Genomic DNA, 22,973 nt, shown 5'->3' with positions numbered 1-22,973 from the left:
ATCCTCTCTTTTTTATACATTGTTGTATGTTTTGTTTATTTATCCCGCTATTTGTGGGAGTAAGACTCTCATCTCAAAATTCGGCGACTGCGAGGGAGTTAGATTGGGAGTCGGACGAATAATCAGTGGAGATGGACAAAACCCACTGATTAAAGTTTCACTTTAATTGGAATCAATAGCTGTTTTCAGTTATGTATAACTCTTTCATCAATATGGAACAATAACAAGTAAAACATCCATATTGAATGTGAGGGATATACGTATGCGTATGAATGAAAAAGGGCATTCTGTTACAAATGGTGCAAATCAACTGTTTAACGTGAATTTTCATGATTTTATTTCAAAAGAGCAAAACAATACTTCAATGGAGCTTGCTTCAGAGTTCGGAATTTCACTGCAAGATGTAAAGCGCCTAAAGAAGCAAATTGAGCGCTCTTAGAGCACTTGACAATCCTACTCAACAAACGTATAGTAATTTTATATTTACATATGAATATAGCCGTTGATAGAGGAGAGTAAATGAGATACACATGGAAAGAGAAGAAATGTCCTAGGCTGAAAACATTTCTACATGATGACTGATTGAATGACACTCTGTAGGTTTCAACTTGAAAGGCTTATACGCTTAGTAGAGATGAACGCAAATTTAAGCGTTATTAAAAAAGTGGAAGCATACGTGCTTCAATTAGGGTGGCACCACGGGTATAATACTCTCGTCCCTACTGTTCAAACAGTAGAGGCGGGAGTTTTTTTATTTTTATTAAGATTAAAACAATTTGAGGAGGAACTGAATATGTCTATTCAAATCCCACGCGGAACGCAAGATATTCTTCCAGGTAGTGTTGAGTTATGGCAGTATATCGAAGGGCAAGCGCGCGACATTTGCCGTCGTTACAATTATAAAGAAATTCGTACACCAATTTTTGAGCACACAGAGCTATTTTTACGTGGTGTTGGTGATACGACAGATATCGTACAAAAAGAAATGTATTCATTCCAAGACCGTGGAGAGCGTAGTTTAACATTACGTCCAGAAGGTACTGCACCTGTTGTACGTTCTTACGTTGAAAACAAAATGTTCGGTGATGCAACACAACCAACAAAATTATACTATATCGGCCAAATGTTCCGTTATGAAAGACCACAAGCAGGTCGCTATCGTCAATTCGTACAATTCGGTATTGAAGCAATTGGTAGTAACGATCCAGCAATTGATGCAGAAGTAATTGCACTTGCTGTAGAGTTTTACCGCGGTATGGGCTTGAAAAATATTAAAGTTGTATTAAATAGCTTAGGTGATGCAGCGAGTCGTCAAGCGCACCGTGATGCGTTAATTGCTCACTTTGAGCCGCGCATCGGAGAATTCTGTTCTGATTGCCAATCTCGCTTAGAAAAAAACCCTCTTCGTATTTTAGACTGTAAGAAGGACCGTAATCATGAATTAATGAGCACGGCACCATCTATTACAGAATACTTAAACGAAGATTCAGCAGTATACTACGACAAAGTACAAGAACTACTAACGATGATGGATGTTCCATTTGAGAAAGATCCGAATTTAGTACGTGGTTTAGACTACTACCAACACACTGTTTTTGAAATTATGAGTGAGGCAGAAGGTTTCGGTGCTATCACAACATTAAGTGGCGGTGGCCGTTATAACGGACTTGTACAAGAAATCGGTGGACCGGAAATGCCAGGTATCGGTTTTGCGATGAGTATTGAGCGTTTAATTATGGCACTGAAGGCTGAAAATATTGAGTTACCAATTGAACATAGTATTGATTGTTACGTTGTAGCACTTGGTGAAAAAGCGAAAGACCGTGCTGCAAAAGTTGCGTTCGATCTTCGTAAAGCTGGATTATCAGTTGAAAAAGATTATTTAGATCGCAAAATGAAAGCACAATTTAAATCTGCAGATCGTTTAAATGCGAAATACGTAGCTGTATTAGGGGAAGATGAGCTAGATAAAGGCATCATTAACTTAAAAGATATGGCAACAGGCGGACAAGAAGAAGTAGTGTTAGATGTATTTGCTTCATATGTAGCAGAGAAATTAATATAGGGGGAACTTAAAGTGGCTGAAAGAACACATGCATGCGGGAAAGTAACAGTAGAAGCGGTTGGACAAACAGTTCAATTAAAAGGTTGGGTACAAAAACGCCGTGATTTAGGTGGATTAATCTTTATCGACTTACGTGACCGTACAGGTATCGTACAAGTTGTATTTAATCCAGAAACATCAAAAGAAGCGTTAGAAGTAGCAGAAACGATTCGTAGCGAATACGTATTACACGTAGAAGGTACAGTTGTTGAACGTGGTGAAGGCGCAATTAATGATAATATGGCAACTGGTCGTATTGAAGTACAAGCATCGAAAGTAAATGTATTAAACGCAGCGAAAACAACGCCAATCATTATTGCTGATGATACAGATGCATCAGAAGATGTGCGTTTAAAATATCGTTACTTAGACTTACGTCGTCCTGCAATGTTCAACACATTCAAAATGCGTCATGACGTAACGAAAACAATTCGTAACTTCTTAGATACAGAAGAGTTCTTAGAAGTTGAAACACCAATTTTAACGAAGAGCACGCCAGAAGGAGCTCGCGACTATTTAGTACCAAGCCGTGTGCATGATGGTGAATTTTATGCATTACCTCAATCTCCGCAGCTATTTAAACAGCTTCTTATGGTCGGTGGATTTGAACGTTACTATCAAGTAGCACGTTGTTTCCGTGACGAAGATTTACGTGCGGACCGTCAACCGGAATTCACGCAAATTGATATCGAGGCATCATTCTTAACACAAGATGAAATTTTAGAAATGATGGAGCGTATGATGACGAAAGTCATGAAGGATGCAAAAGGTGTAGAAGTTAGTGCACCATTCCCTCGTATGAAATATGCTGATGCAATGGCTCGCTTTGGTTCTGATAAGCCGGATACACGCTTTGAAATGGAACTAAAAGACCTATCTGAATTTGCAGTAGGTTGTGGATTTAAAGTATTTACAAGTGCTGTAGAAAACGGCGGACAAGTAAAAGCGATTAACGCAAAAGGTGCAGCGAGCAAATACTCTCGTAAAGACATCGATGCATTAACTGAATTCGCCAAAGTATACGGTGCAAAAGGTCTAGCTTGGCTTAAAGTTGAAGAAGACGGCTTAAAAGGACCGATTGCGAAATTCTTCGGTAAAGAAGATGCAAACGTGTTAATGAGTACATTAGAAGCGGATGCTGGTGACTTATTACTATTCGTAGCAGATAAGAAAAGCGTTGTTGCAGATAGTTTAGGTGCACTTCGTTTACGTTTAGGTAAAGAGCTTGAGTTAATTGACGAAAGTAAATTTAACTTCCTATGGGTAACTGATTGGCCACTTCTTGAGTACGATGAAGATGCAGATCGTTACTTCGCAGCTCACCACCCATTCACAATGCCATTCCGTGAAGACGTTGAGTTATTAGAAACAGCACCAGAAAAAGCACGTGCACAAGCATATGACCTTGTATTAAACGGTTATGAGCTTGGTGGTGGATCACTTCGTATTTACGAGCGTGACGTACAAGAAAAAATGTTCAAAGCACTTGGATTCTCACAAGAAGAAGCACAAGAACAATTCGGATTCTTATTAGAAGCATTCGAATACGGTACACCACCACACGGCGGAATCGCATTAGGTTTAGACCGTCTTGTTATGTTACTTGCAGGTCGTACGAACCTTCGTGATACAATTGCATTCCCGAAAACAGCAAGCGCAAGCTGCTTATTAACAGAAGCGCCAAGCCCAGTTGCAGAAGCTCAGCTTGAAGAGCTAAGCTTAAAGTTGAGCTTGAAAGAAGAGAAGTAAGAATAGAGTCTAGATGGTTATACTAACCCCATCTAGGCTTTTTTTATAGAGGTTGTTTAAAAAGTCCGGTTCAGATAACCGTCGCATCTCATCGTTACTTATGCTAGTCCGGTGCTCGAGTAGTAAAGCTACACTGTGCTTCTCCTAGTATAAGTGCCTCGATCTGCTCGGCCATCTGAATCCTCCTTTGTAAACTTGCATTTAGGAAGAAGTAAAAGCCCGGTTTACACTATGTTTTCATTTTTAAAATATGTATTTTTAAGGATTCTATAACTTTTTCTATACAAATAGTCGGAAAAACGCTAGAATACATGGTAGACCATTTTTGTAATAGGAGTGTAGAGCTGAATGTTACATCAATTTTCACGTAATGAATTAGCCTTTGGAAAAGAAGGCCTTGAAATATTAAAAAATAGTACAGTCGGTATTTTAGGTATTGGCGGCGTAGGATCATTTTCGGCAGAAGCGTTAGCACGTTCTGGCGTAGGACGTCTTGTATTAGTTGACAAAGATGTTGTAGATATTACAAACGTAAACCGTCAAATTCACGCGTTAGTATCTACTGTAGGACGTTCAAAAGTAGAATTAATGAAAGAGCGTATTGCAGATATTAATCCAGAGTGTGAAGTAATTGGACTAGAGATGTTTTATACAGATGAAACATATGAAGAGTTCTTTAAACACGGTTTAGATTTCGTAGTAGATGCATCTGATACGATTACGTTCAAAATTCATTTAATTAAACAATGTTTACGTCGTAAAATCAAAATTATCTCATGTATGGGTGCGGCAAATAAAATGGACCCAACTCGTTTCCGTATTGCGGACATTTCTAAAACACATACAGATCCAATTGCGAAAGTAATTCGTACGAAGCTTCGTAAAGATGGTATTAAAAAAGGTGTAAAAGTTGTCTTCTCTGACGAAAACCCAATCGTAATTCGTGAAGAAGTACGTAAAGAAATCGTACCAGACGAAAATGCAAAAATTCGTAAAGCAAAATTACCACCTTCTTCAAATGCGTTCGTACCATCTGTGGCTGGTTTAATTATGGCAAGTCACGTTGTACGTGAGCGTATTAAAAACGTAGAAGTGAAGCGTGTAGGGCAAGAATAAAAAGGAAGCATATATCGTTTAGGATATATGCTTTTTGTATGTTTTAAAGAAATATCGATGTCGAATCGTTAATATAATTACATTTACTATGGTGCTTTTTCACTAAGGGAAAATAAACAGGGATGTCACTTAGTTGAAAAAGTGGCATCCCTGTTTTTAGTTTTCTGCAGAATATATAATATCTAAATTTCCATTTTGATCGGTTTTGAAAATCGGAGCAATTTGCTCTTCTTGTTCTTCGACCGAAACAAGTTTTCGAGCACGATCCATAATTCTAACAAGCATTGCATAATCTTCTTCGATTGCTTGTTGTTTTTTTGTGAGAACAGCTAATTTTGCTTCAAGTTCATTATTCGTTTTTTTCAGGGAAGTGAGCTGATCTTGTAATACGTCATTTTCAGTTTGTAACTTTGCGAGTGAAGGGTTATTGTGCTCCAAGTTTTGCAAAAATGAGATGACATTTTGCATTGTAAGATCTTGTTTATTTGGGGCGATATCTTCTGAAAACTCGGCATCGATTACGAGTTGCCGAGTTTGTGTGAACTGCTCTTTTTCTATTTTAGCTTCCGAACGCTTTAATTCTTTACGTTGTTTTTTTGCAATTTGCACCGCATCTTCATAATATGGTCTTACTTCAGCATTCCATCTAAATCCACAAGCTGCTGAAGTTCGGTTTAATGTATCACCAACTTCATCGAATGCTTTTATTTGTGTACTTCCGCTGCGAATATGTCGTAAAACAGTTTCTGCTAAAAGGAGATCGTCTTCTTTTGTCCATGCATCTTGACGTGTTTTCATAAGCGAACCCTCCGTAATGGTGACGTTTTCGCTTATATTACCCTTTATTCTTCGTTTTATGCGAACTTTGTAATCTTTCATAAACAGTAGAAAGTGCTTGTTCAAATTTTCCTGTCGTTTTCGGTTTATAATATTGCTTGTTTTTAATTTTATCAGGTAAGTATTGTTGTTGTACCCAACCGTTTGGGTGATCGTGTGGATATAAGTATCCGATGCCTCTTCCTAACGATTCGGCTCCTTTATAATGACTATCTTTTAAATGACTTGGAATATCGCCTGTTTGGCCATTACGTAAATCGTGTAGTGCGGCATCGAGTGCTTTATAGGCCGAGTTTGATTTCGGTGATAGACAAAGTTCAATAACAGCATTTGCAAGTGGTATGCGTGCCTCTGGGAAGCCGACCCGTTCAGCTGATTCAATCGCTGCAAGTGTACGTTGTCCAGCTTGTGGGCTAGCAAGTCCGATATCTTCATATGCCATAATAAGCAGACGTCTACCGATGCTTTGTAAGTCACCAGCTTCAATAAGACGTGCTAAATAATGAAGTGCGGCGTTCACATCACTTCCGCGTACTGATTTTTGAAAAGCAGATAAAACGTCATAGTGAGCATCGCCACCTTTGTCGTGAACGAAACTCTTTTTCTGTAAGCATTCTTCTGCGATTTCAAGTGTAATTTCCGCGGCTTTGTCGTCAGTTGTAAAGCTAGATAAAACAGCTAGTTCAAGTGCATTATAAGCTGAGCGCATATCTCCGCCTGATGCATTTGCAAAGTGATGTAATGCTTCATCCGTAACAGTTACATCATATTCCCCAAGCCCTTTTTCTTTATCTTCAAGCGCTCGTTTTAAGCCAATTAAAATATCATCTTCTGTTAATGCGTGTAATTCGAAGATTTGACAACGACTTCGAATAGCAGAATTAATAGCATGGAACGGATTGCTTGTCGTTGCACCAATTAAAGTAAGAAGTCCGCTTTCTAAATGGGGTAATAGAAAGTCTTGCTTCGCTTTATCTAGCCTATGAACTTCATCCAAAATTAAAACGAGGTGCCGATGCATCTTCGCTTCTTGTACGACAACTTCCATATCTTTTTTATTATGAGTAACAGCGTTTAAGAGGCGAAACAGGGTTCCAGTACTTCCTGCAATTGCGCTGGCGATTGATGTTTTTCCTGTGCCTGGAGGACCGTATAAAATCATTGATTGAAAATGATTTGCTTGGACCATTCGCCATAAAATCTTGCCTTCACCAACTAAATGCTGTTGTCCGATAATTTCTTGAATATTTGTAGGGCGCATTCGATGTGCGAGTGGTTGTTTCATTTGACCCTCTCCCTTAATGTATAATCTCATTCTATCGTATCATTTTTTTTGATGAAATTTGAAATAGGATGCTGTTTTATGGGAAAAACGAAGGATAATATTTTCATTTTTCTTTCAATTGTAATAATTTCCGAGTTTTTCAATGTGATTTTATGTTATCATTTTGATACACAAGTTGAAATTTCTTATAATACTATATTATGCTATAATTTCATAGGATTTTAAATTGTGTTCTTTTATAAATAAGATATAACCAATAGAAGTGAAAATTTGAAATGAGGTGCAAATAGATGAAGATTTCAACGAAAGGCCGCTACGGCTTAACAATTATGATCGACCTTGCAAAAAAGTTTGGTGAAGGCCCAATTTCATTAAAATCAATTGCGCAGGCGCATGACCTATCTGAGCATTACTTAGAGCAATTAATTTCACCACTTCGTAACGCTCGTCTTGTAAAGAGTACGCGTGGTGCATATGGTGGATATGTATTATCTGATCAGCCAGTCAACATTACAGCTGGAGATGTAATCCGTGTACTAGAGGGTCCAATTAGTGTTGTAGAAATGATAGAAGAAGAAGAACCAGCACAACGCCAATTATGGATGCGTGTTCGTGATGCGGTGCAAGAAGTATTAGATAGTACAACTTTAGAAGATTTAGTACGTTATGAGGAAGAAAATCACGGGGGCTATATGTTTTACATTTAATTCCTTGTGAAACGATTTGGAAAGAAGGAGATTTAATGGAACGCATTTACTTAGATCATGCTGCGACATCTCCGACTCACCCAGAAGTGGTCGAAAAGATGATTCCATATATGACAGAAACATTTGGAAACCCGTCTAGTATTCACTTTTATGGGCGTCAAACGCGCCATGCGGTAGATGAGGCGAGACGTGTGTGTGCACGTAGCATTCACGCGAGTCCAAATGAAATTATATTCACGAGCGGTGGTACAGAAGCTGATAATTTAGCACTTATAGGTGTAGCGCGCGCGAATCGTCATAAAGGTAACCATATTATTACAACGCAAATTGAACATCATGCGATTTTGCATACGTGTGAATTGTTAGAGCGTGAAGGATTTGAAGTGACGTATTTACCTGTTGATGAAACAGGGCGTGTTCAAGTTTCTGACATACAAAAGGCACTAACGGAAGAGACGATTCTTGTATCTATTATGTTCGGGAATAATGAAGTAGGGACAATACAACCAATTGTGGAAATAGGTAAGTTGTTAAAAGAGCATCAAGCTTATTTCCACACAGATGCTGTACAAGCTTACGGTTTAATAGAAATAGATGTGAAAGAGTTTGGTATTGATTTATTATCGATTTCCGCTCACAAAATTAACGGCCCAAAAGGTGTAGGGTTCCTATATGCTGGTGCAAATGTGAAATTTGAACCGTTATTAATAGGCGGAGAGCAAGAAAGAAAACGTCGTGCTGGTACTGAAAATATACCTAGTATTGTTGGACTTCAACATGCAGTTTCTCTAGCTGAAAAAACTCGTGAGCAAAAAAATGCCCAATATGAAGAGTTTAAAGATATAATGGTATCTGTCTTCAAAAATGAGGACATTCATTTCGAGGTAAACGGAGACTTGGAATATCGCTTACCACATGTGTTTAATATAAGTTTTACAGGAATGAATATTGAACCGTTTCTTGTAAACCTAGACTTAGCTGGTATTGCAGTATCAAGTGGTTCTGCTTGTACAGCTGGTTCGATTGATCCATCACATGTATTAGTGGCGATGTTCGGAAAAGACTCCGATCAAATACGTTCATCCGTACGCTTTAGTTTCGGACTTGGAAATACGAAAGAGCAAATTGAAAAAGCGGCGTACGAAACAGTGAAAATCGTGAAGCGATTAACACAAAATTAGCATGGGAGGTGACATGATGAACAAACTACCTCAAGAAACACGCGTTGTCATCGGGATGTCCGGTGGCGTCGATTCATCTGTAGCAGCTCTTTTATTAAAAGAGCAGGGTTATGATGTAATCGGAATTTTTATGAAAAACTGGGATGATACAGATGCAAATGGTGTCTGCACAGCAACAGAAGATTACAATGATGTAATTGAAGTGTGTAACCAAATCGGCATTCCGTATTATGCAGTAAACTTTGAAAAACAATACTGGGATAAAGTATTTACGTACTTTTTAGATGAGTACCGAGCTGGTCGTACACCAAACCCAGATGTAATGTGTAACAAAGAAATTAAATTTAAAGCATTTTTAGAGCATGCAATTGCACTTGGTGCTGATTATGTAGCAACAGGTCATTATGCACGCGTTGCTTATATGGACGGCGAATATAAAATGCTTCGCGGCGTTGATGACAATAAAGATCAAACATATTTCTTAAATCAATTAAGCCAAGAGCAACTATCAAAAACAATGTTCCCATTAGGTGAATTAAAGAAACCACAAATTCGCGAAATGGCGACAGAAGCTGGTTTAGCGACAGCGGCGAAGAAAGATAGTACTGGTATTTGCTTCATCGGTGAGCGTAACTTTAAAGATTTCTTAAGTAACTATTTACCGGCGCAACCAGGTGTGATGCAAACATTATCTGGTGAAGTGAAAGGGAAACATGATGGTTTAATGTATTATACAATTGGACAACGTCATGGCCTTGGTATTGGTGGTAATGGTGATCCGTGGTTTGCTGTTGGAAAAAACTTGAAAGAAAACATTTTATATGTTGATCAAGGATTCCATAACGAACTTCTATATGGTGATGAAGTTATTGCTACGAATGTAGGCTGGGTAAGTAATAAAGCGAAGGAAAAAGAATTTACGTGTACAGCGAAATTCCGTTATCGTCAAGCAGACAATAAAGTAACGGTTCAAATCGTTGATGAAAATACAGTTCGTATTCTTTGTGATGAGCCAATTCGTGCGATTACGCCAGGCCAAGCAGTTGTTTTCTATGATGGAGATGAGTGCTTAGGCGGCGCTACAATTGATGAAGTATATCATAGTGGTAAGAAATTAGATTATTTAGGATAACACGAGAAGCCTCTGCCGATTAGCGGTTAGAGGTTTCTTTTACATAAAGCGAATTTTCGTTCGCTTGGAAAATACATTCTTTGTTATAATTTGTTGTAGAGGTGAAGGATATGTCAAACAAACTTGAAACAGGTATTAAATATATGCAAGAAGGAAACTGGGAAGAAGCAGCTAAAAATTTCACAGAAGCAATCGAAGAAAATCCGAAAGATGCGCTTGGATACATTAACTTTGCGAATTTATTAGATGTATTAGGTGATAGTGAGCGAGCAATTGTATTTTATAAACGTGCATTAGAATTAGATGGTAAATCTGCTGCTGCTTATTATGGCTTAGGAAATGTATATTACGGTCAAGAGCAATTTGCAGAGGCGAAGGCTGTATTTGAACAAGCGATGCAAGTGGGATTACAATCAGCTGACGTAACATTTATGTTAGGTATCACACATGTGCAACTTGGAAATGATCGTCTTGCACTTCCATTTTTACAAAGAGCGACGGAATTAGATGAAGGCGATGTAGAAGCTGTTTTCCAATGCGGACTTTGCTTCGCACGACTAGAACATATTCAAGAGGCAAAACCTTATTTTGAAAAGGTGTTAGAAATGGATGAAGAGCATGCAGATGCGTATTATAATTTAGGTGTTGCGTACGTATTCGAGGAGAATAACGAGAAAGCTCTTACTTTATTTAAGAAAGCGACTGAAATTCAAGCAGACCACTTTTTAGCTGGTAATGGTATTCGTTTATTAGAGCAAGAAGCTGAATAAAGTGAAATTATAGTTTAATGCGCAGTTACCCCTCATCTAAAGATTGTGAAAGAGGTGGGGGATGTACTGCTCATTAAAGTGAAAAGAACTCGGAAAGGAGAGGAAATATGGGAAATCAACATGCAATGGATTTGTTTGAGGAAGAAAAAAAATTTATAAAAGCGCAAGTTCTTCATACCATTTTCCACAACGAAGAAAACCTCTATTCCGTTGTCAGTATGAAAGTCATTGAAACGAATGAAACATACGACGAAAAAAAAGTAATGATAAACGGTCATTTTCCCCGTATGCATGAAGATGAAGTGTTTACATTAACAGGTCATTTTAAAGACCACCCAAAGTATGGAAAACAATATTTAGTTGAAACGTTTAAAAAAGAACTGCCACAAACAAAAGCAGGTATGGTGCAATATTTAGCGAGCGATTTATTTAAAGGGATTGGAAAGCGTACAGCCGAAAAAATCGTGGACCATCTTGGTGAGCATGCGATTTCTAAAATTATGGATGATCCGGATGCGTTAAGTGGTGTTGTAAACAAGCAAAAAGCGCAGGAAATATATGAGACGATTATTGAGCATCAAGGGCTCGAGAAAGTGATGAGTTTTTTAAATGGTTACGGTTTTGGAACAAAACTTTCTATTAAAATTTATCAGCAATATAAAGAGATGACATTAGAAGTGATTCGTAATAATCCGTATAAACTTATTGAAGAAGTGGACGGAATTGGATTTGGAAGAGCAGATGATATAGGGCGTGCAATCGGAATAACGGGCAATCACGACGACCGTGTACGTGCAGGGTGTTTTTATACGTTAGAGAATATTTCATTACAACTCGGTCACGTGTATATGGAAAAAGGTCAGCTTGTAAGAGAAACGATGTCACTTTTAAATAATCAAGAAGGCAGAGTGACTGAGGAAGATATTGTAGGCTGCGTTGAAATGATGCAAAGCGAAGGGAAAGTCATTATAGAAGAAGAGCGAGTGTATTTAGCTTCTTTATTCTATTCTGAGAAAGGCGTTGTAAAGTCAATTCGTCGTCTTATGAATCAAGAAGAAACCCCTGCATTCCCTGAAGCAGAAGTGTTAAAAACGTTAGGAGAAATTGAAGAACAGCTCAAGGTACAGTATGCGCCGCTTCAGCAAGAAGCAGTTCAAACTGCACTTCATAAGCCGATGATGTTGTTAACAGGTGGACCAGGGACGGGGAAAACAACAGTTATTAAAGGAATTGTTGAAATGTATGCGTCACTTCACGGAGTATCATTAAATCCGAATGAATATAGTGATGATAATCCATTTCCAATATTATTAACGGCCCCAACTGGAAGAGCGGCGAAGCGCATGAGTGAATCGACAGGACTTCCAGCTTGCACAATTCATCGTCTGCTTGGATGGACGCCAGAAGGATCTTTTCAGCGCAATGAAACAGACCCTGTACAAGGGAAGCTCCTTATTATTGATGAGTTTTCGATGGTAGATATTTGGCTTGCAAATCAGCTATTCAAGTCACTTCCGACAAATATTCAAGTTATCGTTGTAGGTGATGAAGATCAGTTGCCATCTGTAGGACCTGGACAAGTGTTAAAAGATTTATTGAATGCAGGTGCGGTTCCAACGGTCAAGCTTACAGAAATTTATCGTCAAGCGGAAGGGTCATCTGTTATTCAACTTGCCCATGCGATAAAGGACGGAACACTTCCGCCAGATTTAGCACAAAATAAAAAAGATCGTTCATTTATCAGCTGTGCAGGTGCTCAAATTGTTGAGGTTGTTAAAAAGGTTTGTGAAAATGCTAAGACAAAAGGCTTTAGTGCAAGAGATGTACAAGTGTTGGCACCAATGTACCGCGGACCAGCAGGTATTAATGTGTTAAATGAAGCTCTTCAAGAAGTGTTTAATCCGAAAAAAGAAAAGAGTAAAGAAATTGCCTACGGTGACGTTGTATACCGCAGAGGTGATAAAGTACTTCAATTAGTCAATCAGCCGGAAAGCCAAGTGTTTAATGGTGATATTGGAGAAATTGTTTCAGTATTTTATGCGAAAGAAAATGTCGAGCAACAAGATATGATTATCGTTTCATTTGATGGAATTGAAGTAACATATACAAAGCCGGATTTAAATCAAATTACGCATGCCTATTGCTGCTCGATTCATAAATCACAAGGTAGTGAATTCCCAATAGTTATTATGCCAATTGTAAAGAGTTACTACCGTATGTTACGTCGTAATTTAATTTACACGGGTATTACAAGGAGTAAGAAATTCCTTATTATTTGCGGGGAGGAAGCAGCGTTTCAATCCGGTGTAAATCGCCTTGATGATGCAATGCGTCAAACGACTTTAGCTGGCCGATTGCAAGAATCACAAGGAGAAGTGCAGATGGTGACGGTTAATGGTGAAGAAATGGACGTGGAAAACATTTCACCGTATGATTTCATGTAACAAGGTGAAATTATATAGTGAACCTTTCAAACGTATAACGTTGAAAGGTTCTAGCAATGTATAAATGAATGCAGTTTGGACATAATGGCGAATAGAATCTGGGAGACTGTAAGGAGATGAAAGCCATATGTTCAGTTGTCCAAATTGCAAAGGGAAAGACATCGGAAAAATAGGTGTCAACCAATTTTATTGCTGGAATTGTTATATCGAATTATCGGTTTCAAAGGGGAAAATCCATACACATCAAGTAGAGGAAGATGGTTCATTAAGCTCTCTTGATGATTTATTTGATGATAATGAAAGAACGATCGGATAACGAAAAGGGGGATTTACTTTGAATCTACGCAATTCATTAATCGCATTAGGTGTTGGAGCTGCAGCGTATCAATATGCTCGCAAACAAGATGTATTCTCAAAACGCAATGTGAAAAAAGCACGTAAGATGATTAAGTCTTATTTATAAGGCGTAAAAAACTCCCTTTATGATAAGGGAGTTTTTTTATGCGCTTGTATGCAAATATAAAAGTCCGATTTCAGAGAAGAGATAAGATAAACCGTAGCATCCAACGCCAAGCATTCCATAATGCCATAAGTGCTTAGCTCTTTCCTTTCGTGAGGAACGAATAAAGAAGCCTTTCCAAATACCAAACCCGATACAAATCCATTCAAGAAGCATAAAAAGTGCGGATAATGCAAGCATAAATAAGATCATTATGAGCCCTCCTGATTATATTTTGACATTTTGTATTTTCAGGGGTGGTTGTCCTTATTATGTTAAATATATGTATGTCTTTAAAAAACAGTATGGTCTGTATAAAAAGATTTTAAAACTTTTGCACATAACCTAACCTATTTATTTTCAAAATAAAGGTGGAGGAGGTTTTTCGTGTGAAGAATCTTAAAATCATTTGGATATATCGTTTAGGATTATTGTTACTCGTTTTTCTTTGTTTGCTCGTCTTTTTAAAAATTAAGCCACTATGGGCACCGATTATTTTTGTATTTAAAGTGGCAATCACACCGTTCTTTATTGCTTGTTTTATTGCTTATTTATTACACCCTTTAATTGAAAAAATCCATAAGGAAGGAATGCCACGCACACTTGCTATTTTGCTCATTTATATTCTTTTCTTTGGCGGAATTGGCTATGGAATTTATAAAGGAACGCCAGTTGTTATTAAACAGTTACAAGAAATTAATGAACAATTTCCGCAGTTTACAAAAATGTACGATTCTTGGATGGATGGAGTTACAGAACAAACAGCGAATTTCCCATCATTTATTCATGAAAAGGTGAAACAAATTTTTGGTGGTGTAGAAACGAAGATTCAAGCGCTTTTAAATAAAGTCATGAGCACAGCTCGTGGTGTACTGGATTCGTTACTCATTATTTTCTTAATTCCGTTCATTGTATTTTACATATTAAAAGATTACGGTGAGTTTTATCATATATTTTGGAAATTAGTCCCGAGTAAGTGGCGTAGTACGGGGCAAATGCTTGCGAAAGAAATTGATAAATCACTCGGAAGTTATATTCGAGGGCAGTTATTTGTTTGCTTAGTATTAGGGGGAGTATCTGTTCTTTCTTTTTGGTTTATCGGTATGAAATATCCATTGCTGCTCGGCATTATTATTGGGGTAACGGATATAATTCCGTACTTTGGTCCTATTTTAGGGGCGATTCCCACGTTGATGATTGCGGCAACGGTATCAACGAGTTTACTCATTAAGGCGGGGATTACAATTGCTATTTTGCAATTTTTGGAAAGTAACATTTTATCGCCTTACATCGTTGGTAAGTCGCTTCGTATGCATCCTGTGATCATTATGTTTGCATTACTAGTAGGGGGAGAAGTTGCGGGGATTGTAGGATTACTAATATCGGTTCCTATTTTAGCGGTCATTCGGACAGTGGTCGTTCATGTGAGACCTCTTTGGAAAAAAGAAGATGTGTAATATGATAGCCCTCTACTTATAAAAGTAGAGGGCTATCATTATTTAGAGAGTTGCTCGTGTATTTGTTGAACGAGAGAGCTTACATCATTTGTTTGAATATGTTTTATTTTTTTCCATTCATTATCGTACATAAATATAATTTGATTGCTGAAAAGACGCTTTTGCTCTTTTAGATTAGAAATGTTTGCAAAAGAGTACTCTTCAAATATTGGGTTCTTACTTACATCTGGTCCATAAAAGAAGAGCCGTTTGTTCGTTAAAATTAACAGTCCTGGTCTTGCGACGGAACGATATATAAATATATTTAATGAGCATGCTGCATAAAAAAGGATTTTTTCATCAGTTGTTAACATTTCTTTAGCTTGATTCAATAAGGTTGTCATTGTAATCGCTCCTTTATTGTTAATAATTTAATTATAACAAATAATGTAATATTTAGAAATTTACATAAAGTATTTTTTGAGAGAAGATTCCTATTTAGTAATAAATGCATAATATATTTAAAGGCTGTTAAGAATGAATAGTAGAATAACTATGATTAATAAGCAATTGATACAATATAAATGATTATCTACATTGACAAACTTAAGAGAATTCTATTATATTTAGTCATATAATACATTAAATCAATGACGGAACAAGTACGTTACAGTCCATTTGTAGAGAGAAGCTTCCACTGGCTGAAAGGAGCTTTAAATGAAGGGTAACAGAAAGCTAATCCTGAGAGCAGCTAATCACTGCCGTCTTGCCACGTTACGGCACCATGAGGTGATGAATTGATTGTTATAATAATCAATTCATAATTAGGGTGGTATCGCGAGTTAACTCTCGTCCCTTTTATTAGGGGCGGGAGTTTTTTATATTTAAGGAGGAAAATACAATGAAACAACTAACAGGCGCACAAATTCGTCAAATGTTTTTAGACTTTTTCCAAGAAAAAGGACATGCAGTAGAACCAAGTGCATCACTAGTTCCTCATGAAGATCCATCTCTGTTATGGATTAATAGTGGTGTAGCGACATTAAAGAAATATTTTGATGGTCGTGTAATCCCACAAAATCCACGTATTACAAATGCACAAAAATCAATTCGTACAAACGATATTGAAAACGTTGGGAAAACGGCTCGTCACCATACATTCTTTGAAATGTTAGGGAACTTCTCAATCGGTGATTACTTCAAAGAAGAAGCAATTACTTGGGCTTGGGAATTTCTAACGAGCGACAAATGGATCGGATTCGATAAAGAATTACTATCTGTTACAATTCATCCGGAAGATGAAGAAGCATTCACAATTTGGAATGAGAAAATGGGTGTTCCAAAAGAACGCATCATCCGTTTAGAAGAAAACTTCTGGGATATCGGTGAAGGACCAAGTGGACCGAATACAGAAATTTTCTATGACCGCGGTGAATCTTACGGTAATGACTTTAGTGACCCAGAATTATATCCGGGCGGAGAAAACGAGCGTTACTTAGAAGTATGGAACCTTGTATTCTCTCAATTTAACCATAATCCAGACGGTTCATATACGCCACTTCCTAAGAAAAACATCGATACAGGAATGGGTCTAGAGCGTATGACATCTATCGTTCAAGATGTACCTACGAACTTTGATACAGACCTATTCATGCCGATGATTGGTGCAACAGAATCAATTTCTGGTGAGAAATATCGTAATGGCGATTTAGAAAAAGATATGGCGTTTAAAGTAATTGCTGACCATATCCGTACAGTAACATTCGCTGTTGGTGACGGTGCTCTTCCATCTAACGAAGGCCGTGGTTATGTATTACGTCGTTTATTACGCCGTGCTGTTCGTTATTCTAAGAAATTAAACATCAACCGTCCGTTCATGTTTGAATTAGTACCGGTTGTTGGAGAAGTAATGAAAGACTTCTATCCAGAAGTACTTGAAAAGAAAGATTTCATCGCAAAAGTTGTGAAGAATGAAGAAGAGCGTTTCCATGAAACACTTCATGATGGTGAATCAATTTTAGCTGAAGTAATTGCAAAAGCGAAAGAAGAAAAAACAACTGTTATTTCTGGCGTAGATGCGTTCCGCCTATACGACACGTACGGTTTCCCAATTGAATTAACAGAAGAATATGCAGAAGAAGCTGGTATGACAGTTGATCAAGCGGGCTTTGAAAATGAAATGGAGAAACAACGTGAGCGTGCACGTGCTGCTCGTCAAGACGTTGATTCTATGCAAGTTCAAGGCGGTGTACTTGGTGAAGTTAAAGTAGCGAGCGAATTCGTTGGTTACGGTACAGTTGCAACAGAAAGTAACGTTGTTGCACTTGTGAAAAATGGTGAGTATACAGATAGCTTACAAGCAGGTGAAGAAGGACAATTAATGCTTGATGTAACGCCATTCTACGCTGAGAGCGGTGGGCAAATTGCAGACCGTGGTTACCTTCTTGCTGACGGCGTGAAAGTTGTTGTAAAAGATGTACAAAAAGCACCAAATGGTCAAAACTTACACAAAGTAGTTGTGGAAGAAGGTACATTAACGAAAGATGCGGCTGTAAAAGCTGTTATTGATACAAAGAACCGTAGTAGCGTTGTGAAAAACCATACAGCAACTCACTTACTACACCAAGCATTAAAAGATATACTTGGAACGCATGTTAACCAAGCTGGTTCTCTTGTAACATCTGAACGTTTACGTTTTGACTTCTCTCACTTCGGTCAAGTACAAGCTGATGAATTAGAAAAAATTGAGCGTATCGTAAACGAAAAAATTTGGGAAAGTATTGATGTTGCGATTTCTCAAAAAGCAATCGAAGAAGCGAAAGAAATGGGCGCAATGGCATTATTCGGTGAAAAATACGGCGATGTTGTACGCGTTGTGCAAGTAGGCGATTACAGCTTAGAGCTTTGCGGTGGTTGTCACGTTGATAACACAGCTTCTATTGGTATTTTCAAAATCGTTGCTGAGTCTGGTATCGGTGCAGGAACTCGTCGTATTGAGGCGGTAACTGGTAAGTCTGCATACGAATTAATGAACGATCAAGTAGGTTTATTAAAAGAAGCAGCAGGAAAAATGAAAACAAATCCAAAAGATATTTTAACAAGAGTTGATGGTTTATTTACTGAAGTAAAACAACTTCAAAAAGAAAACGAATCTCTTGCTGCGAAATTAAGCAATATCGAAGCTGGAAACTTAACTGATTCAGTAATGACAGTTGATGGCGTGAACGTATTAGCGGCGAAAGTAAATGTTGCAGATATGAACAACTTACGTACAATGATGGATGACCTTAAAAATAAATTAGAGTCTGCAGTTGTTGTATTAGCGTCTGTAAATGACGATAAGGTAAACATTTTAGCTGGCGTAACGAAAGATTTAATTAGTCAAGGTTACCATGCGGGTAAACTTGTGAAAGAAGTAGCTTCTCGTTGTGGAGGCGGCGGTGGTGGCCGTCCTGATATGGCACAAGCAGGCGGTAAAAACCCAGCGCAAGTAGAGGAAGCTTTAGCGTTTGTACAAGAGTACGTTAAATCTGTTTCAAAATAAAGAGATAGTAGTGTACAATGGTAGGGAGAGGAGAAGTTCTTCTCCCTATACTTACTACTTACAAGTGAGGTGCTTGAAATGGACGGTTTTGATAAGACAATGAAGTTTAGCATTCAAGATGAAAAACAGAGTGTCCATGTAAATGATGTACTTTTAACTGTGTATGATGCACTTCAAGAAAAAGGTTATAATCCGATTAACCAAATCGTCGGTTATTTATTAAGTGGAGATCCAGCATACATACCTCGCCATAAAGATGCACGAAGCATCGTTCGCAAGCTTGAACGTGATGAGATAATTGAAGAGCTTGTGAAGTCTTACTTGAAACATCATCGTGAGGAGTAGTTTATGCGGATATTAGGTTTAGATGTTGGTACTAAAACAGTCGGTGTTGCAATGAGCGATGAAATGGGCTGGACAGCACAAGGGCTGGAAACAATCAGGATTAACGAAGAACGAGGCCACTTTGGTTTTGACCGTATTTCTGAGTTGGTAAAACAGTACAATGTGGACAAAATAGTAGTAGGTTTACCTAAAAATATGAATGGTACAATCGGCCCTCGTGGTGAAGCGTGCCAGCAATTTGCAGAAAACCTGCGAAATCTGTTACAATTAGAAGTTGTAATGTGGGACGAGCGTTTGTCGACGATGGCAGCGGAACGTCTGCTCATTTCAGCTGATGTGAGCCGTAAGAAGCGAAAACAGGTAATCGATAAGATGGCTGCAGTCGTGATCTTACAAGGATTTTTAGATAGTAAATAAGAGGTGACCAAAATGGAAGAAAATCAAATTACAATTGTAGACGAAAAAGGAAACGAACATTTATGTGAAATTATTTTCACTTTTGATGCTGAAAAATTCGGCAAAAAATCTTACGTAGTCTTCTCTCCAATCGGTGAAGTAGACGAAGATGGAGACCAAATCTTCGATGCAATGGCATATGAGCAAAGTGAAGAAGAGGGCGGAACATTACTTTCAATTGAATCTGAAGAAGAGTGGGAAATGGTACAAGAAATGTTTAACACTCTTGCTGATGAGCAAGAAGAAGAATAGTAATGGATAAAAAGGCGAACTGTGTACACAGTTCGCCTTTTTTGTATTTATATGCAACATGACAGATTTTTTGTCGAAACTACGTAATTGTTTATAGTATAATAAGACGGGTTGTATGAAAAAAGGCTTTAAATAAGTAGCTGTCACCGATTATTTAGAAATGATTGGTTTTGCTTTATGTTTGTAGGGCATTGTATAGAGGAAGTGTATACGGTCTACAATTGAATAAGGAGGAAGAATTTTGGTAGAGAATCAAGTGAAGAAGAAGCGTAGACGTATTTTTTTAATTTCGATTATCGCACTGCTTTTAGTTTGTGGATCAGTCTATGCGTATATTTCATCTGCATTAGGACCAGTTGATAGTGGAAATAAAAAAGAGATTGAGGTAGAGATTCCAAAGGGGTCATCTACAAGTAAAATCGGTGAGATTTTAGAAGAAAAAGGTGCTGTGAAAAGCAGTACAGTTTTTAGTTTTTATACGAAATTTAAGTCGAAAAGCTTACAAGCAGGTACATATTTATTAAATCCTTCGATGAGTGCTAACGATGTCATTGAACAAATGTCATCTGGCAACGTACATCGTCCGGCTCTTTATAAAGTGACGATTAAAGAAGGGGCGCAAGTAACTGAAATTGCTGAAGTGATTGCGGCAGAATTAAAGTGGAATAAAGATGATGTTGTGCGTCAATTAAACGATAAAGCATTTATTCAAAAAATGCAGCAAAAGTATCCGAAGCTATTAACAGATAAAATTTTTGATAGCAACATTAAATATCCACTAGAAGGATACTTATATCCAGCAACGTATTCTTTCTATAAAAAGGATACAAAATTAGAAGAAATTGTAATCCCGATGCTTGAGAAAACAAATGCAATTATTGTTCAAAATGAGGCGAAAATGAAAGCGAAGAACTGGGATGTTCATCAACTTCTCACGTTGTCTTCACTTATTGAAGAAGAGGCTACTGGCTTTACTGATCGCCAAAAAATCTCTAGTGTTTTCTATAATCGTCTAGCGAAAGGCATGCCGCTTCAAACGGATCCGACGGTATTATACGCGCTTGGAAAGCATAAACAACGTGTATTATACGAAGACTTGAAAGTAAACTCACCGTACAATACGTATGTTGTGAAAGGGTTGCCGGTTGGACCGATTGCAAACTCTGGTAAACATTCAGTGGAAGCAGCGTTAGATCCTGCGCAAACAGATTATTATTATTTCTTAGCTGCACCAAGTGGTGAAGTGTATTATGCGAAAACATTAGAAGAACATAATGCATTAAAGCAAAAATACATTACGAAAAAACAGTGAAATGGGGAGGGATAGCGAAAAGGGTCGCATATCCCTCTTTTTTGTGGTAAAATATATCGGGTTAAAAACTGGCAGAAGAATCGTTTTTAATATCAAAACGGGACGTACAAGCTAAGGGTGAAACTGGCTTGTATTTTTATTGCATTCTATGTGTGAAAAGACAAAGGTTGACGCGTCATAGAGGCACTTCTCCATGTAAATAAGGAGGACCAATTATGGAGGATGCAGTTAACGAGTACCTATTATCATTTATTGATCCAAAAGATAAATTAATTCTTGAAATGGAAGAGTATGCAACTGAAAACCATGTGCCGATTATGGATCGACTTGGAATGGAATTTATGCTGCAATTTTTACGTTTAATTGGACCGGAAAGTATTTTAGAACTTGGAACAGCAATCGGTTATTCTAGTATTCGTATGATGCAAGCTATTCCGAACTCTCGCATTGTGACAGTAGAGCGCAATCGTGAACGATATGAAAAGGCACTTGAATATATAGAATGTTCCTCGGTAACAGACCGTATTTCTGTTATTTACGGTGATGCTTTAGAAACGGGCGAACAAGTGAAAGAACATGGAACATTTGATGTTATTTTTATTGATGCAGCGAAAGGGCAGTATCGTCGCTTTTTTGACTTATACGAACCGTTATTAAATCCTGGTGGCGTTATTATTTCAGATAACGTTATGTACCATGGTCTTGTGACGACAAAAGAGAAAATTGAAAATAGACGTACCCGTGGTTTGATTCGTCGTATTAAGACGTACAATGAATGGCTTATGAATCATGAAGGATATGATACAACGATTTTCCCGATTGGCGATGGAGTGGCTGTAAGTAAAAAGAGAGGGTGACAAAAGTATGAAGAAACCTGAATTGTTAGTAACGCCTAGAGCGGTGGCGGATATTGAACCTCTTGCGAAAGCAGGGGCAGATGCAGTAATGGTTGGTGAACAAAAGTTTGGTTTACGTTTGGCAGGAGAGTTTTCACGTGAAGATGTGAAACAAGCTGTAAACATTGCGCATGAAAATGGTGTGAAAGTATACGTTGCAATGAATGCAATGTTCCACAATGATAAAGTAGAAGAATTAACGGACTATGTTGCCTTTTTAAATGAGGTAAATGTAGATGCGATTGTTTTCGGAGATCCAGCGGTATTAATGGCTGTTCGTGAAGTTGCACCAAATATGCAACTTCACTGGAATACAGAAACGACAGCAACAAACTGGTTTACTTGTAACTATTGGGGGCAAAGAGGAGCGAAACGCGCTGTATTAGCTCGTGAGCTTAGCTTAGATGAAATTGCTGAATTAAAAGAAAATGCTGAAGTGGAACTTGAAGTACAAATTCACGGTATGACTTGCATGTTCCAATCGAAGCGTTCACTAGTAGGAAACTACTTTGAGTATCAAGGGCGTAATCTCGACATCGAAAAGAAAAAGTATGAAGAGAATATGTTCTTATACGACCCGGAACGTAATAACAAATATCCAATTTATGAAGATGAAAATGGTACTCACATTATGAGTCCGAATGATATTTGTTTCATCGATGAGTTAGAGGAACTAATCGATGCTGAAGTCGATAGCTTAAAAATTGATGGTGTCCTAAAAAGTTCTGAGTACATTATTGAGGTAACGAAGAAATATCGTAAGGCGATTGATTTATGTGTAGAAGATCGTGATGCGTATTATGACGTGAAAGATGATTTATTTAAAGAGATAGAAGAAATACAACCGGTAAATCGTCCGTTAGATACAGGATTCTTCTTTAAAGAAACGGTTTACTAAACGAGGAGGG

The 22,973-nt window shown here is 37.8% G+C and carries 23 protein-coding genes and 2 other annotated features; of the genes, 19 read left to right on the top strand and 4 right to left on the bottom strand.

The annotated features are described in order from the left end of the window. Positions 1 to 262: 262 nt before the first annotated feature. The 4 genes from QCI77_RS22500 (at position 263) to QCI77_RS22485 (ending at position 4,969) form a co-directional block, all read left to right on the top strand. Positions 263 to 439 (top strand): hypothetical protein, encoded by a 177-nt coding sequence (locus tag QCI77_RS22500; RefSeq protein ID WP_001242605.1) that lies wholly within the window; start codon positions 263 to 265, stop codon positions 437 to 439. A gap of 54 nt (positions 440 to 493) precedes the next feature. Then, positions 494 to 724 (top strand) — a binding site (T-box leader). 69 nt (positions 725 to 793) lie between these two features. After that, positions 794 to 2,065: a histidine--tRNA ligase gene (gene hisS / locus QCI77_RS22495; RefSeq protein ID WP_353825494.1), complete on the top strand. Its 1,272-nt coding sequence runs from the start codon at positions 794 to 796 to the stop codon at positions 2,063 to 2,065. Positions 2,066 to 2,077: 12 nt separating this feature from the next. Next, positions 2,078 to 3,853 (top strand): aspartate--tRNA ligase, encoded by a 1,776-nt coding sequence (gene aspS, locus QCI77_RS22490; RefSeq protein ID WP_353825493.1) that lies wholly within the window; start codon positions 2,078 to 2,080, stop codon positions 3,851 to 3,853. Between the two features lie 348 nt (positions 3,854 to 4,201). Next, positions 4,202 to 4,969: a tRNA threonylcarbamoyladenosine dehydratase gene (locus tag QCI77_RS22485; RefSeq protein WP_000903181.1), complete on the top strand. Its 768-nt coding sequence runs from the start codon at positions 4,202 to 4,204 to the stop codon at positions 4,967 to 4,969. Between the two features lie 156 nt (positions 4,970 to 5,125). Here the strand turns inward: QCI77_RS22485 and QCI77_RS22480 are convergent, their stop codons facing one another. Both QCI77_RS22480 and QCI77_RS22475 read right to left on the bottom strand, forming a co-directional pair. Beyond that, complete coding sequence (locus tag QCI77_RS22480) at positions 5,126 to 5,767, bottom strand: RsfA family transcriptional regulator (RefSeq protein ID WP_002145629.1); 642 nt, start codon at positions 5,765 to 5,767, stop codon at positions 5,126 to 5,128. A 37-nt stretch (positions 5,768 to 5,804) separates the two neighbouring features. Next, a complete protein-coding gene (locus QCI77_RS22475) occupies positions 5,805 to 7,091 on the bottom strand; it encodes a replication-associated recombination protein A (protein WP_002067244.1) in 1,287 nt (428 codons plus the stop codon). Between the two features lie 290 nt (positions 7,092 to 7,381). On the opposite strand from QCI77_RS22475, the gene cymR reads away from it, so the two are divergent. The 7 genes from cymR (at position 7,382) to QCI77_RS22440 (ending at position 13,788) form a co-directional block, all read left to right on the top strand. Further along, positions 7,382 to 7,798, top strand: coding sequence for a cysteine metabolism transcriptional regulator CymR (gene cymR / locus QCI77_RS22470; protein WP_000704117.1), 417 nt, complete (start codon positions 7,382 to 7,384; stop codon positions 7,796 to 7,798). A 35-nt stretch (positions 7,799 to 7,833) separates the two neighbouring features. Further along, positions 7,834 to 8,979, top strand: a complete 1,146-nt coding sequence (locus QCI77_RS22465) for a cysteine desulfurase family protein (RefSeq protein WP_002143221.1) — start codon at positions 7,834 to 7,836, stop codon at positions 8,977 to 8,979. Positions 8,980 to 8,995: 16 nt separating this feature from the next. Further along, entirely contained in the window at positions 8,996 to 10,111 is a 1,116-nt protein-coding gene (mnmA, locus tag QCI77_RS22460) for a tRNA 2-thiouridine(34) synthase MnmA (protein WP_002088752.1), read from the top strand. 110 nt (positions 10,112 to 10,221) lie between these two features. Further along, positions 10,222 to 10,881, top strand: coding sequence for a tetratricopeptide repeat protein (locus QCI77_RS22455; protein WP_002143220.1), 660 nt, complete (start codon positions 10,222 to 10,224; stop codon positions 10,879 to 10,881). A gap of 107 nt (positions 10,882 to 10,988) precedes the next feature. Then, on the top strand, positions 10,989 to 13,325 hold the full coding sequence (recD2, locus tag QCI77_RS22450) for an SF1B family DNA helicase RecD2 (RefSeq protein WP_002034106.1): 2,337 nt from the start codon (positions 10,989 to 10,991) through the stop codon (positions 13,323 to 13,325). Between the two features lie 127 nt (positions 13,326 to 13,452). Further along, positions 13,453 to 13,641 carry a hypothetical protein gene (locus tag QCI77_RS22445; RefSeq protein WP_002015288.1) on the top strand — a complete coding sequence of 63 codons (189 nt, stop codon included), beginning with the start codon at positions 13,453 to 13,455 and terminating at the stop codon, positions 13,639 to 13,641. Positions 13,642 to 13,659: 18 nt separating this feature from the next. Then, positions 13,660 to 13,788, top strand: a complete 129-nt coding sequence (locus QCI77_RS22440; protein ID WP_002015286.1) for a YrzQ family protein — start codon at positions 13,660 to 13,662, stop codon at positions 13,786 to 13,788. Positions 13,789 to 13,824: 36 nt separating this feature from the next. Here QCI77_RS22440 and QCI77_RS22435 read toward each other — a convergent pair whose 3' ends face one another. Beyond that, positions 13,825 to 14,037 carry a hypothetical protein gene (locus tag QCI77_RS22435; RefSeq protein ID WP_002015285.1) on the bottom strand — a complete coding sequence of 71 codons (213 nt, stop codon included), beginning with the start codon at positions 14,035 to 14,037 and terminating at the stop codon, positions 13,825 to 13,827. Between the two features lie 176 nt (positions 14,038 to 14,213). Between QCI77_RS22435 and QCI77_RS22430 the strand changes: the two genes are divergently transcribed. Further along, positions 14,214 to 15,281, top strand: a complete 1,068-nt coding sequence (locus QCI77_RS22430) for an AI-2E family transporter (RefSeq protein WP_002129216.1) — start codon at positions 14,214 to 14,216, stop codon at positions 15,279 to 15,281. A gap of 38 nt (positions 15,282 to 15,319) precedes the next feature. Here the strand turns inward: QCI77_RS22430 and QCI77_RS22425 are convergent, their stop codons facing one another. Beyond that, the gene (locus QCI77_RS22425; protein ID WP_002190741.1) at positions 15,320 to 15,664 is read right to left on the bottom strand and encodes a PH domain-containing protein; all 345 of its coding nucleotides are present in this window, start codon (positions 15,662 to 15,664) and stop codon (positions 15,320 to 15,322) included. Between the two features lie 237 nt (positions 15,665 to 15,901). Then, positions 15,902 to 16,120, top strand: a binding site (T-box leader). A gap of 41 nt (positions 16,121 to 16,161) precedes the next feature. Here QCI77_RS22425 and alaS point away from each other — a divergent pair. The 7 genes from alaS (at position 16,162) to QCI77_RS22390 (ending at position 22,963) form a co-directional block, all read left to right on the top strand. Continuing rightward, a complete protein-coding gene (gene alaS / locus QCI77_RS22420; RefSeq protein ID WP_002034110.1) occupies positions 16,162 to 18,804 on the top strand; it encodes an alanine--tRNA ligase in 2,643 nt (880 codons plus the stop codon). A gap of 78 nt (positions 18,805 to 18,882) precedes the next feature. Beyond that, positions 18,883 to 19,149, top strand: coding sequence for an IreB family regulatory phosphoprotein (locus QCI77_RS22415; protein WP_000348591.1), 267 nt, complete (start codon positions 18,883 to 18,885; stop codon positions 19,147 to 19,149). A gap of 3 nt (positions 19,150 to 19,152) precedes the next feature. After that, positions 19,153 to 19,566 carry a Holliday junction resolvase RuvX gene (ruvX, locus tag QCI77_RS22410; RefSeq protein ID WP_001221204.1) on the top strand — a complete coding sequence of 138 codons (414 nt, stop codon included), beginning with the start codon at positions 19,153 to 19,155 and terminating at the stop codon, positions 19,564 to 19,566. A gap of 12 nt (positions 19,567 to 19,578) precedes the next feature. Further along, positions 19,579 to 19,857 (top strand): DUF1292 domain-containing protein, encoded by a 279-nt coding sequence (locus QCI77_RS22405; protein WP_002034112.1) that lies wholly within the window; start codon positions 19,579 to 19,581, stop codon positions 19,855 to 19,857. Between the two features lie 241 nt (positions 19,858 to 20,098). Beyond that, positions 20,099 to 21,169, top strand: coding sequence for an endolytic transglycosylase MltG (gene mltG / locus QCI77_RS22400; protein ID WP_002015278.1), 1,071 nt, complete (start codon positions 20,099 to 20,101; stop codon positions 21,167 to 21,169). A 215-nt stretch (positions 21,170 to 21,384) separates the two neighbouring features. Then, positions 21,385 to 22,026, top strand: a complete 642-nt coding sequence (locus QCI77_RS22395) for an O-methyltransferase (protein ID WP_002034114.1) — start codon at positions 21,385 to 21,387, stop codon at positions 22,024 to 22,026. A 7-nt stretch (positions 22,027 to 22,033) separates the two neighbouring features. Then, positions 22,034 to 22,963, top strand: coding sequence for a peptidase U32 family protein (locus tag QCI77_RS22390; protein WP_002015276.1), 930 nt, complete (start codon positions 22,034 to 22,036; stop codon positions 22,961 to 22,963). Positions 22,964 to 22,973 lie beyond the last annotated feature (10 nt).

The sequence above is a fragment of the Bacillus cereus group sp. MG9 genome (assembly GCF_040459995.1).
GTDB classification, from domain to species: Bacteria; Bacillota; Bacilli; order Bacillales; family Bacillaceae_G; genus Bacillus_A; species Bacillus_A mycoides.
This window is presented reverse-complemented; position numbering and strand designations above follow the sequence as displayed.